This window comes from Bifidobacterium bombi DSM 19703 (assembly GCF_000737845.1).
Classification (GTDB): Bacteria; Actinomycetota; Actinomycetes; order Actinomycetales; family Bifidobacteriaceae; genus Bifidobacterium; species Bifidobacterium bombi.
On the sequence record NZ_ATLK01000001.1, the window covers coordinates 28,833 to 44,143 of the forward strand.

Annotated in this window: 11 protein-coding genes; 9 read left to right on the plus strand and 2 right to left on the minus strand. The window is 54.2% G+C overall.

The window, feature by feature from the left end; all coding sequences use genetic code 11:
- The first annotated feature begins 297 nt into the window (after window positions 1-297).
- From BBOMB_RS00105 to BBOMB_RS00130, 6 genes are all read left to right on the plus strand, one after another.
- Entirely contained in the window at window positions 298-2,037 is a 1,740-nt protein-coding gene (locus BBOMB_RS00105; protein ID WP_044087728.1) for an ABC transporter family substrate-binding protein, read from the plus strand.
- Between the two features lie 427 nt (window positions 2,038-2,464).
- Window positions 2,465-4,207: an ABC transporter family substrate-binding protein gene (locus BBOMB_RS00110; protein WP_044087727.1), complete on the plus strand. Its 1,743-nt coding sequence runs from the start codon at window positions 2,465-2,467 to the stop codon at window positions 4,205-4,207.
- Between the two features lie 251 nt (window positions 4,208-4,458).
- Window positions 4,459-6,228, plus strand: coding sequence for an ABC transporter family substrate-binding protein (locus tag BBOMB_RS00115; protein WP_052377301.1), 1,770 nt, complete (start codon window positions 4,459-4,461; stop codon window positions 6,226-6,228).
- Between the two features lie 56 nt (window positions 6,229-6,284).
- Window positions 6,285-7,424 carry a class II fructose-bisphosphate aldolase gene (gene fbaA / locus BBOMB_RS00120; RefSeq protein ID WP_044087726.1) on the plus strand — a complete coding sequence of 380 codons (1,140 nt, stop codon included), beginning with the start codon at window positions 6,285-6,287 and terminating at the stop codon, window positions 7,422-7,424.
- Window positions 7,425-7,556: 132 nt separating this feature from the next.
- Window positions 7,557-8,858, plus strand: coding sequence for an adenylosuccinate synthase (locus tag BBOMB_RS00125; RefSeq protein ID WP_044087725.1), 1,302 nt, complete (start codon window positions 7,557-7,559; stop codon window positions 8,856-8,858).
- Between the two features lie 163 nt (window positions 8,859-9,021).
- Entirely contained in the window at window positions 9,022-10,485 is a 1,464-nt protein-coding gene (locus BBOMB_RS00130) for a ClC family H(+)/Cl(-) exchange transporter (protein WP_414133057.1), read from the plus strand.
- 104 nt (window positions 10,486-10,589) lie between these two features.
- Here BBOMB_RS00130 and BBOMB_RS00135 read toward each other — a convergent pair whose 3' ends face one another.
- Together BBOMB_RS00135 and BBOMB_RS07415 are read right to left on the minus strand one after the other, a co-directional pair.
- Window positions 10,590-10,973 carry a fluoride efflux transporter FluC gene (locus BBOMB_RS00135; RefSeq protein WP_044087724.1) on the minus strand — a complete coding sequence of 128 codons (384 nt, stop codon included), beginning with the start codon at window positions 10,971-10,973 and terminating at the stop codon, window positions 10,590-10,592.
- A gap of 3 nt (window positions 10,974-10,976) precedes the next feature.
- Window positions 10,977-11,648, minus strand: coding sequence for a fluoride efflux transporter FluC (locus tag BBOMB_RS07415; RefSeq protein ID WP_161787711.1), 672 nt, complete (start codon window positions 11,646-11,648; stop codon window positions 10,977-10,979).
- Window positions 11,649-11,878: 230 nt separating this feature from the next.
- Here BBOMB_RS07415 and BBOMB_RS00145 point away from each other — a divergent pair, with 230 nt between their 5' ends.
- From BBOMB_RS00145 to BBOMB_RS00155, 3 genes are all read left to right on the plus strand, one after another.
- Window positions 11,879-12,271, plus strand: a complete 393-nt coding sequence (locus tag BBOMB_RS00145; protein WP_044087723.1) for a thiamine-binding protein — start codon at window positions 11,879-11,881, stop codon at window positions 12,269-12,271.
- A 465-nt stretch (window positions 12,272-12,736) separates the two neighbouring features.
- A complete protein-coding gene (locus BBOMB_RS00150; protein ID WP_238549832.1) occupies window positions 12,737-14,263 on the plus strand; it encodes a DHA2 family efflux MFS transporter permease subunit in 1,527 nt (508 codons plus the stop codon).
- A 397-nt stretch (window positions 14,264-14,660) separates the two neighbouring features.
- Window positions 14,661-15,287, plus strand: a complete 627-nt coding sequence (locus tag BBOMB_RS00155) for an NAD(P)-dependent oxidoreductase (protein ID WP_044087722.1) — start codon at window positions 14,661-14,663, stop codon at window positions 15,285-15,287.
- The last annotated feature ends 24 nt before the right edge of the window (window positions 15,288-15,311 follow it).

The window sequence follows — 15,311 nt, forward strand, 5'->3', positions numbered from 1 at the left end:
TTGCGTTTTACTGATCCGGTCTCGGTGCGATGGGAAACCCACTCCCCGTTGAAACGCGGTGAAACCGCACTGGTATAAAGTTCAAATGGTGAGATGCGCGGCGTGCTATCGGTGGCATCACGTTAGCATTTCATTACTTCATATTCATTGAACGTATCAAATATATACAAATGAAAAAGGGCGTGTATCCCGAATGATCGTTAGGGGTACAGAGCATTTTCGAAAACAACAATGATCGAAGTGGATTCCCGGTGTATGGGCCGGTTCGTGTTCTTGGAAAACAGGGGGAGGGAAACAATGAAAGGTGAAATCGGAAGAAAACTTACGGTGGCTACTGCCACGGTGATCGCGCTGACCATGCTTCTCGCGGGGTGTGGAAGTTCTTTGGAAGGTGCGGGAGGTAATGCGTCTGGTAGCGCCGTAGAGCCGGCGGCCGGATTCGACGGTGAGTACAAAGGCGCCTATGCTATGCCGTCCGTCGATAAGACCTATGACAATCCTGTGTCGGGTGATAACGTCAAAGAGGGCGGTTCCTTGACGGTAGCCACCCGTTACACGCCGAATTGGAATTTCATGAACGTCGAAGGAAATACGGCTAGCATGGCGAAAATATGGAATTTCTATATGCCAATGCTTCAGCAATATGATTTGAAGGGTAACCTCAAATGGAACAAGAATTTCGTCACTGACGTTCAGGTCACCAGTGAAAATCCGTTGACCATCAAATACGAGATCAACCCCAAGGCTAAGTGGAACAACGGCAAGGACATTGATTGGACGGCGTTCAAATCGACTTGGCAGGTCAACAACGGGAAAGACACGGCGTATTCTGCGGCCAATACCGACGGCTACCGATTGATCTCAAGTGTGGAGGCTGGCAAGGACGCCAAAGAGGCGGTGGTCACCTTTGAAAAACCTTATTATCCTTGGCAGCCCCTATTTTCGTTCCTTTATTCCCCTGATGGCGTGACACCAGAGACATATTCGCACGGTTGGACCGATAATCCGCACAATGAGTGGGCTGCGGGGCCATATAAGGTCGCTTCAGCGGACAAGGACGGAGCCATGCTGGAGCGCAATCCATCGTGGTGGGGTCCCAAGCCTAAGCTCGACAAGATTATTTATAAGTTCATGGAAGACTCAGCCTCGCTCAACGCGTTCAAGAACGGTGAGCTGGATGTTGTACCCGTCACCAACAACAATGACCTGCAAATGGTTAAAACTCGCAAGGGTATCCAGATCCGTATCGCGTATGGCGCTGTGGTGTCCGTGTTCATAATGAACGGTAAGGCCGGTCCGTTGCGGGATATCAACGTCCGCAAAGCCATCACTTTCGGAACTGACGTTAAGCTTCTCAATAAAGTTGAGTACCAGGGCTGGGATTGGTGGAAGCCGGATACTCCCGGATCGCAGCTTTTTATGTCTTATCAGGAAGGCTACAGAGACAACCGCACTCCCGAGATGAAGAAGGGGGTTGATGTCGCTGCGGCAAAGACGGCACTTGAGGCTTCCGGTTATAAGAAGGGTTCTGATGGGTATTACGCAAAGAACGGCAAGACTTTGACCGTACGTTACACCTATTTCGGTGACAAGCCGACGACCACGGCCATTGCGAAGGCGTTCAACGAGATGATGAAGAAGGTGGGCATCAAGGTGAATCTGGAGAACCGTGACAATTCGAAGTGGGCTGCCACGACCGGAGCTCGGGATTATGAGGTGATGCCTTCGGCATGGGGAGCAGATAATCCATACGGTCAGACTTCGCTGTATCAACTCTATAATTCAAAATCGGAGTCAAACTTAATGTTCCTCGGCAACGATGAGATCGATAGCCTTTGCGAGGTCCCTGGCACCATTGAAAAGCAGTCCGATGCGGTGAAGGCGGCGAACAGGGCGGAGGCTGAGGCGTTCAAGCTTTACGGCACCTTCCCGTATGACGCTCCTCCGAAGATCTGGGCCGTCAGGAAGGGGCTGGCCAACTACGGCCCCGCCGGTTTTAAGACGGTCGATCCTTTGATTGTCGGATGGCAAAGGTAGGTAGGCGCCAGCGATGGGTTCTCGGTAAGTTCCATGATTCATGATGTGGTACGAATGAACATATGGTGCGGTGACAGGATGGTGTGTGAGTTTCCAATATGTATTGTCCTGTCCCGTGCCATATTCGGTTGATAATCGGGTGCGAAGTAATACCAGATGCTTCGATAAATCAGATAAAAAGTAATCATATGTGCAAATTATTCTATTCGTGTTCACATAATGAAATATGTGACAGTTCTGTGAGGTGCTGAATTTAGACTACAAATACTTCGTATTAACGCATATTGTGTATCTTTACGAGCGAAGCAGAGTCAGGTGCCTCCAATCATATGGTAAGCGCATTCTCGAAACAGCAGTATTCAAAGTCGATTCCAAGTGCTTGCACATGGTTTCATCGTCTTTGAATGTGGAAACAGAGAGGAAAACAATGAAGATCACGATGGGGAAGAGACTCACGGCGGCTACCGCCACGTTGGCCGCATTGACCATGCTTCTGGCAGGATGCGGTGGTTCCGGAGGTAAGACGACCGGGAGCCAGGCGACGGGAAGTAACGCCGCGGAACCCGCGGCGGGTTTCACGCCGGATTACAAGGGAGCATATCCTATGCCCTCCAAGGACAAGGCTTACGATAACGAGCAGCCTGCGAATAATGTGAAAGACGGTGGTGAGCTTCATTTAGCCACCACCTACACCGACAGCTGGAATTATTTCAGCGTCGATGGCAACACAGGTTACATGAGTGGACTGTGGAACTGGTACATGCCAAGCTTCTACAACATGGACCTCAAGGGAAACATCACGTGGAACCCAGACTATGTCACCAAGGCTGAACAGACAAGCAAGAACCCCGAGGTCGTGACCATCGACATCAATCCGAAAGCCAAATTCAACGATGGAACCGACATGGATTGGACCGCCATCAAGGCGCTCGTAGATGTGCAGAACGGCAAGGACCCGGGATACAATGCCGCCAGCACCGATGGATACAAGGACGTCAAAAGCGTCGAGGCGGGCAAGAACTCCAAGGAGGTGGTGATCACCTTCGCCAAGCAGTTCTTCCCATGGGAAACTCTCTTTAGTACGGCGCTCAACCCCAAGGCAGCCAATCCTGAGACGTTCACAAAAGGCTGGAACGACAATCCGCACAATGAGTGGGGAGCTGGTCCGTACAAAGTCACCAAGGCCGATAAGGATCAGGCGATTTTCGAACGCAATGAGAACTGGTGGGGTGTGAAGCCTAAACTCGACAAGATCACCTACAAATACATGGAGGATGCCGCCACACTCAACGCTTTCAAAAACGGTGAACTTGACGCGGTGACTTTCGCCACCAACAACTCGTTGAAGACTATCTTGGGTCGTAAGGACATTCAGATTCGCCTTGGTTACAGCAAGTCCACGGATGTGCTCATGTATAATGGCAAGTCAGGCGCGCTGAAGGACATCAATGTACGTGAGGCAATCAATGAGGCGCTGGACGTCAATACAATGACGAAAGTGCACTTCCAGGGTCTCAACTGGACACCAGAGGAGGCAGGCTCGGAACTCTTCCCGGTCTTCCAGGAAGGTTATGAGAACAATCTGCCGGACAATCTTAAGAACGGTAAGGATTTGAAGGCCTCTGACAAGGCCCTCTCGAAGGCCGGGTATAAGAAGGGTTCTGATGGTTACTACTCCAAGGACGGCAAGGTGCTGTCGTTGAGGTACACATACTTCGGTGATTCCCCGACGTCTACCGCCATGGCCAAGGCCTATCAGCAAATGATGAAGGATGCCGGAATCAAGATAACGATTGACAACCGTGACAGCGCCAAGTTCTCGAAAACCTTGAATTCCGGCGATTATGATATTCTCCCCATGTCGTGGAGTGCACCGAGTCCGTACAGCCAGGTGAACGTCAATCAGCTGTATGGTTCCAAGTCTGCCTCCAACTTCAGTTTCGTGGGCAACTCCAAGATTGACAAGATGGCTGATGTGCCTGGAACCATTTCCGATCAGTTCAAAGCTGTGGCTGCCGCCAACAAAGCCGAGGCTGAAGCCTTGAAGCTTTATGGTACAAGGCCTTTGGACGTGCCTCCGTCCTTCGTTGCCGTGAAGACGGGTTTGGCCAACTATGGTCCCAACGGCTTCAAGGGCATTGATCCCGTCACTGTAGGCTGGCAGAAGTGAACCGCCATCGTCCTGTTGCCGTGGATGAAATAAGATAACGGCATTTCCCAGTGAAGACCGTTGCATAGGAATAACTATGCAACGGTCTTTTGTTTATGGGTCCGAATAATGAGAATTGATGGCATAAAAGGGGACTATTCTGTAACGTATATTATACGTAAATACGGATAATCATTTATTATAAGAGGTGTGGTTACGTAATACGGAGAAAAGCGGGCGGCTGCTGTGCAGTCCTGAGAGAAGGAGGGAAGATGTTTCGTGCAGAAAACGTGTGTTTCCGCAATAAGCGCTTCACCGGTAAACGTTGGGCGGTCGCAGGAGCGGCTGCTTTGGCTTTGGTCATGGTCTTGTCTGGCTGCGGTCAAAACGGCGGCTCGGGTACACAGGGAAATGAGGTCAGTAGGGTGAGTGAGCCTGCAGCTGGATTTCCTGAAGATTATAAGGGCGAATATCCAATGCCTTTACCCGATAAAGCATACAATAATCCACAGCCTTACAATAAGGTTAGGGACGGTGGGTCACTCACCCTCGTCGAGGATTATGCGCCGAACTGGAACCTATACAGCACTGACGGCAATACCGGAGCCATGTCGAACATGTGGCAATGGTACATGCCCAATCTGTATTGCCTGGACGTCAAAGGTAATCTGACATGGAATCCGGACTATGTGACCAACGTGGAACTTACCAGCCGCAAGCCCATGGTCGTGACCATAGACATCAATTCAAAAGCCAAGTGGAATGACGGCACGCCGATTGACTGGACCGCTTTTGAGGCCAACTGGAAGCTGATGAACGGCAAAGATCCCATCTATAATCCGGCCAGCACACAGGGAGTCGAGGATATCGAAAGCGTGAAACAGGGTAAGAACGCGAAGGGAGCGGTCATCACGTTCTCCAAGCCTTACTATCCTTGGCAGCAGCTTTTCAGCGGTTTGGCCAATCCAAAGGCACTTGACCGCGAGACATACGCCAAAGGATGGATTGACAACCCTCATGCGGAATGGGCCGCTGGCCCATTCAAGCCGGTGAAGGTCAACAAGGATGAGACCGTGTTCGAGCGTAATCCTTCCTGGTGGGGCCGTAAGCCGAAGCTTTCAAAGGTGACATTCAAGCATATGGAAAGCAGTGCCAGTTTCAACGCCTTCAAAAACGGTGAACTTGATGCCGTCAATTTCTCATCCGCCAACGATTTGAAAACCGCGAAAACGGTCAAAGGCATACAGATCCGGCTCGGGTACAGTTCCAGCATCGGTGTGTTCACATATAACGCCACTGCAGGTGCGCTTAAGGACATCAACGTTCGTAAGGCCATCACCTTCGGACTCGACACCAAGACGTTGGCGAGCATTGCGAATCAAGGTCTCAATTGGACCGTGCCCACGCCAGGGTCCGAACTCTTCCCTGTATTCCAGGAAGGATATGAGGACAATCGTCCAGCTGCCGTGAAAAAGGGACTTGACAAGGAAGCGGCCAAGAAGGCGCTTGTTGCCTCAGGTTACAAGCTCGGGTCTGACGGCTATTACACTAAGGCCGGTAAGCGCCTTGAACTTCGGTATACGTATTTCGGGGACAGCGCCGGCACAGTGGCTGCGGCGAAGGCTTATTCTCAAATGATGAAGGCGGTCGGTGTGAAGATCAATCTGGATCCGCATTCAAGCGCAGATTTCGCTGATGTTCTCAACGGTGGCGATTACGATGTGCTTCCGATGTCATGGGTGGTCACCGATCCCTATGGTCAAACCGCGTTGATGCAGCTTTACGGTTCCAAATCCGATTCGAATTATACGCACATAGGGAATGCCGAAATCGACCGCCTCGCCAAACGGCCTTCCACAATCGAAGGTCAGCTCAAAGCAGTGGTGGAAGCGAACAAAGCCGAGAAGGCCGCGCTGAATTTATACGGCACTATGCCCTATCAGGCTTCTCCCTCTTTCACCGCAGTGAAGAAAGGTTTGGCCAATTGGGGGCCGCATGGTCTGCAAACCTTGGACCCCACCTTGGTAGGTTGGGGAAAATAGCAGGGTATGGGCTGCGGCTCGAGCGATTTGTGTAGACCGCGGCTCATAATGATGATATGACTATTGCAACTCCGGAAAGATATGCGCAGATGCTTGACGCCGCGCGAGCGGGCGGGTATGCCTATCCTGCAATCAATGTGACGAGCACCCAGACGTTGAACGCGGCGTTGCAGGGGTTCGCAGAAGCGGACTCGGACGGAATCATTCAAGTTTCCGTGGGTGGTGCGGCATATCTTTCCGGGCAGGCGGTGCGCGACCGCGTGGCTGGTTCGTTGGCCTTCGCGGGTTTTGCGCGTGAGATGGCGAGAAGGTATCCGAACATAACCATCGCGCTGCATACCGACCATTGCGCCGAACCGTATCTGGGAGAGTGGGTGCTGCCGTTGCTCGACCATGAAGCCGAGCAGGTGCGTCGGGGTGAGGAGCCTGCATTCCAATCACATATGTGGGATGGCTCATCCGTATCTCTGGGTCATAACCTCGACATAGCGGAGCGGTTGCTAGACCGCTCACGCAAGGCACACACGATTCTCGAAATCGAGATAGGTGCGGTGGGTGGTGAAGAGGACGGTCATATCGCCAGAATAGACGAAAAGTTGTATTCCACACCGGCCGACGCCTTGGAGGTGGTCCGTAGGCTGGGATTAGGGGAGTGTGGGAATTACATGGCCGCGTTTACTTTCGGCAATGTTCACGGTGCTTATAAGCCTGGTGTCGTGAAATTGCGCCCGGAACTTCTTGGCGAGATTCAGCGTACCGTTGCCGCTGCGGTGAACCCCTCCACGGATGCCGCAAAAGATCGTGACGACGAAGGCAGCGCAGTCGCTGGTGCCAATGGAACCGTTCCGGCGTTTGTCCCCGTTCGAGGCGGTTCCGTTCCTGAATTTCCTGAAAACAAACCCTTCAAATTGGTGTTCCACGGAGGTTCCGGCTCCACCAAGGAGGAGATACGCCAAGCGGTGGGCTACGGTGTGGTGAAGATGAACATCGACACTGATACGCAGTATGCATTCACCCGAGCGATTGCAGGGCACATGTTCAAGCATTACGATGGGGTTCTCAAGGTCGATGGAGAGGTCGGAGACAAGCAGTATTACGATCCCCGTTCCTGGGGGGTGCAAGCCGAGAGCGCGATGGCATCCCGTGTGGTGGAGGCCTGTGAAGTGCTGGGAAGTGCCGGCAAGGCCCTCAAGTAGAATGCTTGGTCTTCCGGACGGCCGGATATGGTTGGATTGATTGGGTTTGTACCGCTTTCACCGGCCTTGCGTCTAGGTATGCCTGCGGGTAGAGTCGTGTAACGGCGAAAAACGCATATCTGGGAGGGGTTGATGTCCGGAATAATTCTTATCGGCGCTCAATGGGGAGACGAAGGAAAGGGTAAGGCCACCGACCTCATCGGCACTAAAGTCGATTATGTGGCGCGATTCAATGGCGGCAATAATGCCGGGCACACCGTGGTCGTCGGAAACGAGACATATGCGCTGCACCTGCTGCCCAGTGGGATAGTCAATGCGAACGTCACACCAGTGATCGGCAATGGGGTGGTGATCGATCCCGAGGTGCTGTTCGAGGAGATAGACGGATTGCAATCGCGAGGCGTGGACTGCTCGCGGTTGCGTGTCAGTGAGTCGGCTCATGTTATCGCGCCGTACCATCGCGTCATCGATAAGGTGACCGAGCGGTTCCTGGGTAAGCATAAAATTGGCACCACAGGCCGCGGCATCGGACCCGCATACGCCGATAAGATCAATCGCGTCGGCATACGGGTGCATGATCTCTTCGATGAGAAGCGCCTTCGTGACAAGGTCGAGGCCAGTCTCCATCAGAAAAATCAGATGCTGATAAAGCTGTATAATCGTCGACCGATCGATGTTGATGAGACGACGGATGAGTTGCTTGCATTGGGTGAACGACTACGACCGTATGTGGCCAATACGTCGCTTCTTCTCAATGCGGCTCTCAACGAAGGCAAGACTGTGCTCTTCGAAGGTGGGCAGGCCACCATGCTTGACGTGGACCACGGTACCTATCCATTCGTCACGTCCTCTAATCCCACGGCGGGTGGTGCCTGCACCGGCACCGGCGTCGGACCTACGAAGATATCCCGTGTGATCGGTGTAGCGAAAGCCTACATCACCAGGGTCGGGGAGGGACCGTTCCCGACCGAGCTGAACGACGAATCCGGCGAATGGTTGCGGGCCCAAGGTCATGAGTACGGTGTGACCACCGGGCGTGCGCGTCGCTGCGGCTGGTTTGACGCGGTGGTGTCCCGTTATGCCGCGCAGGTCAATGGACTTACGGACATCGTGCTCACCAAGCTCGACGTCCTGACTGGTCTGAAGGAGATTCCCATCTGCGTCGCCTATAATGTGGATAATGGTGATGGCACTCATACCCGTTATGGCGACATGCCTGTCGATCAGGATGCTTTCATGCGGGCCACACCTGTCTATGAGACCATGCCTGGATGGACCGAGGATATTTCGCAGGTTCACCGTTTCGAGGATCTGCCCGCAACCACGCAAGCTTATGTTAAACGGCTTGAGGAATTGTCCAATTGCCGTATCTCAGCTATCGGCACCGGTCCGGAGCGCGACCATATCATCTCAGTGCGTTCGTTGGTGGACTGAAGCTATCCGGAACGAACATGATGGCCGCCGGCGACGTGCGACTGAGAGTTTCGACGCACTTAGTCTGGGCGAGTGGATGAACGAAAGCCGACTTACGAAAAACCGGTGACGATGAGGGATTCTGTTGTCATCAACAGAGGTAGGAAGGATTGGAAGTCAGACCGTGGCGATCGTAGGCATATCACGTCGCAGCAAGTGGGTTGTGGCGGCTCGTGCGGTGGTGTGCGGCTTGCTCGTGGGTGTGCTTGTCGCGTGTTACCGGCAGGGCATCGAGCTGGCCACGCGGTTCGCAAAATGGATGTATCCGCAGATTCGCCGCGACGCTTGGCTTGCGTTGCCTTGGGGTCTTGCGGCGCTTGTGGTTGGACTCTTCGTGGCTTGGTTGGTTCGTTTGGAGCCTATGGCTTCGGGGAGCGGCATTCCACAAGTCGAAGGTGTGGTGCGCCTCGGGCTCAAGATGCGTTGGGCGATGGTTCTGGTCGTCCGTTTCCTTGGTGGCCTGCTTTGCGCTATGTTCGGCCTGTCGCTGGGACAGGAAGGGCCGAGCGTACAGATTGGTGCGGCGACGGCGCAAGGCATGGCACGTGGCACACGTGGATTGATCCTCAGGTCAGGGAAGAAGTTTCCAGCCCCATCTATTGAAGAGTCACGGCCGGATACTTCCCAGACTGATGTGTTAATCACCTCAGGTGCCGCAGCTGGACTTTCCGCGGCTTTTAGTGCACCCCTTTCAGGTGTAATGTTCGCTCTTGAGGAGGTACATCATAGTTTTTCCCCGGCGATATTGCTTGGAGCGGCAGGTGCGGCCTTGAGCGCCGATGCGGTGGCTAAAGCTTGGTTCGGTCTGACTCCGGTGCTTGACTTCACGAGATTCTCGCAGCTTACCCTTCCTCAGTATTGGTGGATCGTTCCGCTTGGTTTGCTCGCGGGGTTGGTTGGAACGATGATGAACCGATTGCTGCTCGGTGCTCAGACGGTGTACGCAAAACTACCTTGGTGGTCACGTCCTGTTGTTGCGCTTGCCATTGCATTGCCGATCGGTTTGTTCTTGCCCCAGGAGCTTGGTGGCGGCGCAACCCTGATCAAATTGGCCGAACAGTCGGCAGCGGCGACGGGAATCACGTTTCTCGCCCTGTTGTTCCTTGGCAAGATGTTCTTCACCGCCGTAAGTTTTGGTTCCGGTGCTCCCGGCGGCATCTTCATGCCGATTCTGACGGTGGGGACACTTCTTGGGGCCATGTATGGGGTGCTGTTGCATGGCTTGGATGTCGGTTTTTCCGGCTCAGGTGTGGGTGCCCCTTCGATGTCCACTGAGCATGTGGTGTTTGCATGGGGTTCGTTTCTGGTGAGGGTCAATTCGGTCGCCGGAGGCGGACTTGTTCCGGCATCGATCATACCTGTTTTCGCCGTTTGTGCGATGGCTGGTACGCTTACGGCATCAGTCCAGGCGCCGCTGACTTCAATTCTGCTTACCGTTGAGATGAGCGGCACTCTGACCCACATGCTTCCGGTGGCTTTGTGCAGTTTCCTTGCACTTATGGTGTCCGACCTCTTGGGTACGACCCCTATCTATGACGCTTTGTTGGAACGCTGTGTTCGCAGCGGCCATCAGGGCGTGGAATCCTAATAAGTGTCGCTTTTTGTGTGGGATTCATCTCAGGCAACGAATCGGGGTACTTGTGTCTTTGATTTTCTGGAGCTTCACTTACTGATACGTTTGTTTTGGAATCTTTATACGGCAACGAAGCCCAGCCACGTTGCGGCCAGGCTCAAAATCAGCATCCCGCCTGTATGGACCACGAAAAGGCCGGGATGACCGGCTTTAAGGAGTCTGACTCCCTCCACGCTGGCGGTGCTGAATGTCGAATAGCCGCCGAGGAAGCCCGAGCCGAGCAGGAAGCGGACCGGGTCGGGGGCAATGTGGGCAATGCCGAGTCCTGTGAGAAGTCCCAAAGCGAAGCATGCGGTGACGTTCACGATAATCGTCCCCAGTGGAAATCCCCAGTGGTAGTGGGGCGTGATGTGGATGTTGATCCAACCGTCCACCATCATGCGCAGAACGGCGCCGCATCCACCCAACAAAGCGGCAAAAAACATGAGCAATGGATGGTTCATCTTCTAGACCTCCTCGCTCCCGCCATCAGTGTTGTCCTTAACGTCTTGCGGCCCCTTGGCGCATCGAACCTGGACGGTTGATCGCTCGGCCCCGCCGCGAGCCGCGGTTATCTGAAGCTCGGCATCACCATGTTCCTGTCTGGTGGCTTGTACGAACGATGCCTTGGCGTGGGCGTCGCTATCGGTGTTGAAAGCGGTGACTTTCGTAAGTCGATTCCCTGAATGGTGGGCCCAAACGGTGCCGACGACTATGCCCAAGCTTGCGCATAACAGGCCAACCACGATGCTCACTGCCGAATAGCCGATTGCGAGCATAATGTGGTGGGTGAACAGACGCGTGTTCATCTCGATGATCATGGTGCCATATGTGGTGAAACCACCGATGAGACCTGTTCCCAGCCCGAGTCGTGCTACCTTCCTGCCCCCTGAATCCTCGCCCGTCAGGGCGAACCATTCAGTGATGACCCCAAGCATGAAGGCGCCAACAAGGTTGACGATCGTGGTGGCCCAAGGCCATGCGCCGGGCGAAGTCGATTGCAAAAAGCCTAGGGTGATTCGTAGCAGCGAGCCGATCGTCCCGCCGCAGAATACGGACAGCATCGCGGCAATCGAAGTGTGTTCCTTGCAGAACCAACGAATGCCCGTGGCGCCTGCCTTCAGTGTGTTTTCCGACATATCTGTCATCTCCGCAGTCTTATGGTCGTTAGTGTATAGCCACTGCATTTTCTTGCACATAACTATATACGCCGGTGGTCGTATGTGTTATCTAATGGGCAAGGAGCGTTTCCCTGTGGTGTATGGTAGATTGGAACATGCGGGTGCGTCGTATGCCGGGTTGATGGCGATGTGCGGTTTGGACCCGTGGTTTTGGTTGATGGAGTCATGAACGTGTATGGAGGCGGCTCATGAGTAAGGGTATTAAGAATCAGGCCATCGATAGGAACGCGGTGCGCCAGGAGGTTCCCGTTGATGGTACCACGGGCAAGCCCTATATCAACACGGTGGCGGCTGTGGCCATCGCCCCCAGCGGAACAGGCGCCGAGCTCAGTGTGCCGGTTTCTCAGGCCATAGAGGTGATTCGTCAGTCTGGCCTTCCCAACGAGACCAACGCTATGTTCACCAACATCGAAGGTGATTTGGACGAGGTGCTTCGGGTTGTGCGTGATGCCACGTTGAGATTGGCGGGACAGGGATACCGTACTTCGGTCAGTCTGAAACTCGACATCCGGCCAGGCTTCACCGGCCAGATCCATGAAAAGCAGGAGTTGGTCGATCGCATCCTTGCACAAAAAGAATGACCACTGTGACCGTTGCTTGTGGCTTTGGTCGTGCTGTAGTTTGAACTTATGGCGGCTTGATGGGGTTTCGAGAATTTGTCATTGACGATGCTTGTCATGTTGTGTGCTCGAGCCATTTTGCAGTTCCTTTGTGTACTGACGTCGGTAGCGTGCCGAAAACTGTTGCTCTCGCCGGACTTGTCTATAATCAGTCGGTATCTATACCGCTTGTCCGGCGGTTCGCTAATAATAAGGAATTTGCTTAGGGATTTGAGGGGATCCTGTTTGAATAAGCGGATGCGTTGGCGTCACTCTCTATAAAGCAATGCGCGGGAGCGGGTCCGGGGGTTCGCCGGGTAGAATGCGCGCTTCCAGTGCGAGATAGATGCACAATCACCAACTGATTGCATATGATTTGAGAAGGGATTCATGGGTTCAACCATGTTTGAAACAACCATGCCCAAAATGGGGGAAAATGGCGGAAAAATGAGCGGGGAGACCGCAGGGAAGACCGACGGGACGTTGGTTGGAAGTGAAGGCGGTGCCGGGCACTCAGCCGTCGGTGGTATCTCCGCAGGTGCCGATGGTCAGGAGTTCATGGATGCCAAAGCCAGATTTCATGTGGAACATCCGAACCTGGCCATGCTGGGGCTGTATCTTGGTGCTTTCTTGGGGATGCTTTCCGAAACTTCGATGAACATAGCTCTGCCTGATCTGATGGGCACCTTCCATGTCTCAACAGGCGTAGTGCAGTGGATGGTGGTGGGCTACATGCTCGTCATAGGCATCGTGCTGCCGTTCGCCGGCCTTCTCATGAAGTGGTTCAAAGCCAAGTCAATTTTGATTGTGGCGCTTTGTGCGTTCTTCGTGGGCGCATTGGTCTCCGGATTCGCCCCGAGCTCGGCCTTCGCCGTGGTGCTTGTGGGCCGTATGATCCAAGGTATATCCACTGGTCTGGTGTTGCCGATGATGTTCTCGGTCATCACCGAGATATTCCCGTTGGCGAAGATCGGCGCGGCGATGGGAACGGCGAGCCTGGTCATCATGTTCGCTCCTGCCATCGGTCCGACGCTCGCCGGCGCGCTTATCGGTACGCTTTCCTGGCGCGCCATCTTCTTCTTTTTCGCCATCATTGCCGCCGTTGCCATCGTGTGTGCGTTCGTTTGGGGGGTCAGTCCGTATAAGCAGACCAAGCCGAAGATCGATGCTCTCTCCTGCCTTACGTCCGTACTTGGATTTGGCGGTCTGGTACTGGGGGTAAGTCTGATCAGCGTACTCGGTTTTGCCCCGCCTGTCATTGTGGTGCTCGCCGTGGGAGTGCTGTCCATCGTTTGGTACAGCTATCGACAGCTGCATATGAGCAACCCAGTGATTGACCTTAGGGCACTCGGCATCAGGCAGTTCACAGCCGGTGCCATCATCGTCATGATGAACTTCGGTATCACGTTGGCATCCATGTATCTCATGCCGCAGGAGTTGCAGAAGGGGATGGGCGTGGCTGTCGCCATGACCGGCTTGGTGATGTTGCCTGGCGGTGTGGTCAATGCGATCGTCTCTCTGCTGGCCGGCCGTCTGTACGACAGCATCGGTCCGAAGTGGCTGATTCGTGTCGGCCTGCTGTTGTCGATGGTCGGCTTGGTGCTGCTTATGATGGCTAAGCCTTCCTCTTCTATGGCGTTCATCATCGCGGCGCACGTAATTCTGATGATTGGCGTGCCGATGGCCATGAGCCCTGCGCAGTCATCTGCCTTGGCTTCACTGCCTGAACATCTTTCGACGGACGGATCCACGATCCTCAATACGCTGCAACAGGTGCTCGGTGCGGTCGTCACGGCTATAGCCACGATTCTGCTTGCTGCAGGCCAGAATTCTTATGCAGGCGGAGCTTCAGAGCCGATGGCCTTCGTTACCGGCTCTCGCTGGGGCTTCATCTTCGCCTTGGTACTGGCCGTTGTTGCCTTTGTGGTCTCCTTTGCCATTCGTGGAAAAGATGGCGTAAAGTCCGGCCACTGATGCCTTTTCGCCCGGTAGTGCACTAGCTCGGTCGCACGGGAGAGAGCGGTGTTTCCCCATTCGAGTCGGACTGGCGAACATATGTCCCGTCACTTTTGTTGACGGGACTTTTCATATAGTTCTCTTCGTCCTTGCAAATCGGTGTCATGCCGTAGATCATGCGCTCATTCTGGTCTGATCGTGCATCGTGTCGCAGCCGGACGCGGTTGTTTTCTTTTTCTGTGCCCTGGTCTGTGCCCGTGGTTTCTTGGTTGCTGGCGTTCCGCGTGGCGTCGTGTTCGCAGGTTCGCTTGCGCTTCGAATGATTCGTTTGTGCGCTCTATGGTGAAACCAATCCTCACGCCGAGAAAAGATAACATAATGTTATTGTAAGTAGCATCAGAGGCCGGGAGGCAGCATGAGCAGAAAAATAGCAGTGGTCGGGGCGAATGGCAAGGAAGGGCGGCTCATCGTCACCGAGGCGGTGAAGCGTGGCATGGATGTGACGGCTGTGGTGCGTCATGGGAACAGCACGCTGGCTCAACATGCCATGGTCAGGGATCTTTTCGATCTTACCGATGCGGATCTGCAAGGTTTCGATGCCGTGGTGGATGCTTTCGGCACGACACCGGACAAAGCCGACGAGCACATCAGCTCGCTGCGACATCTCTGTGATGTTCTTTCGGGCAGTCGGACAAGGCTCTTGGTGATTGGCGGAGCGGGGAGTCTGTACACCGACAAAGCGCATGTCGCCAAGCTTTCCGATGAGTTCCCGGATGATATCAAAGCCATCCCCGTCGCCATGGGCCATGCCCTCGACGCTTTGCGTAAGCGTGGCGACGTCCGTTGGACCTATCTCAGCCCGGCCGCAGATTTCAGGGCGACGGGGGAGACGAAGGGGCGCTATGTGCTGGCGGGTGAGGAGTACAGCACGGACTCCGATGGCGTCAGCGCTATTAGCTACGCTGATTTTGCCACGGCAATGGTAGATGAGATCGAGTCCGATCGACCGCATGAGCGTGAACGCATATCCGTGCGGTGGTGACGCGGGTGGAGTCGGTTTGTTCGG

What these genes read in the sequence shown, in the direction of transcription:
- BBOMB_RS00105 (WP_044087728.1), top strand. Translation starts at nt 298, where the DNA reads ATGAAAGGTGAAATCGGAAGAAAACTTACGGTGGCTACTGCCACGGTG.
- BBOMB_RS00110 (WP_044087727.1), top strand. Translation starts at nt 2,465, where the DNA reads ATGAAGATCACGATGGGGAAGAGACTCACGGCGGCTACCGCCACGTTG.
- BBOMB_RS00115 (WP_052377301.1), top strand. Translation starts at nt 4,459, where the DNA reads ATGTTTCGTGCAGAAAACGTGTGTTTCCGCAATAAGCGCTTCACCGGT.
- fbaA (WP_044087726.1), top strand. Translation starts at nt 6,285, where the DNA reads ATGACTATTGCAACTCCGGAAAGATATGCGCAGATGCTTGACGCCGCG.
- BBOMB_RS00125 (WP_044087725.1), top strand. Translation starts at nt 7,557, where the DNA reads ATGTCCGGAATAATTCTTATCGGCGCTCAATGGGGAGACGAAGGAAAG.
- BBOMB_RS00135 (WP_044087724.1), bottom strand. Translation starts at nt 10,973, where the DNA reads ATGAACCATCCATTGCTCATGTTTTTTGCCGCTTTGTTGGGTGGATGC.
- BBOMB_RS07415 (WP_161787711.1), bottom strand. Translation starts at nt 11,648, where the DNA reads ATGTCGGAAAACACACTGAAGGCAGGCGCCACGGGCATTCGTTGGTTC.
- BBOMB_RS00145 (WP_044087723.1), top strand. Translation starts at nt 11,879, where the DNA reads ATGAGTAAGGGTATTAAGAATCAGGCCATCGATAGGAACGCGGTGCGC.
- BBOMB_RS00150 (WP_238549832.1), top strand. Translation starts at nt 12,737, where the DNA reads ATGAGCGGGGAGACCGCAGGGAAGACCGACGGGACGTTGGTTGGAAGT.
- BBOMB_RS00155 (WP_044087722.1), top strand. Translation starts at nt 14,661, where the DNA reads ATGAGCAGAAAAATAGCAGTGGTCGGGGCGAATGGCAAGGAAGGGCGG.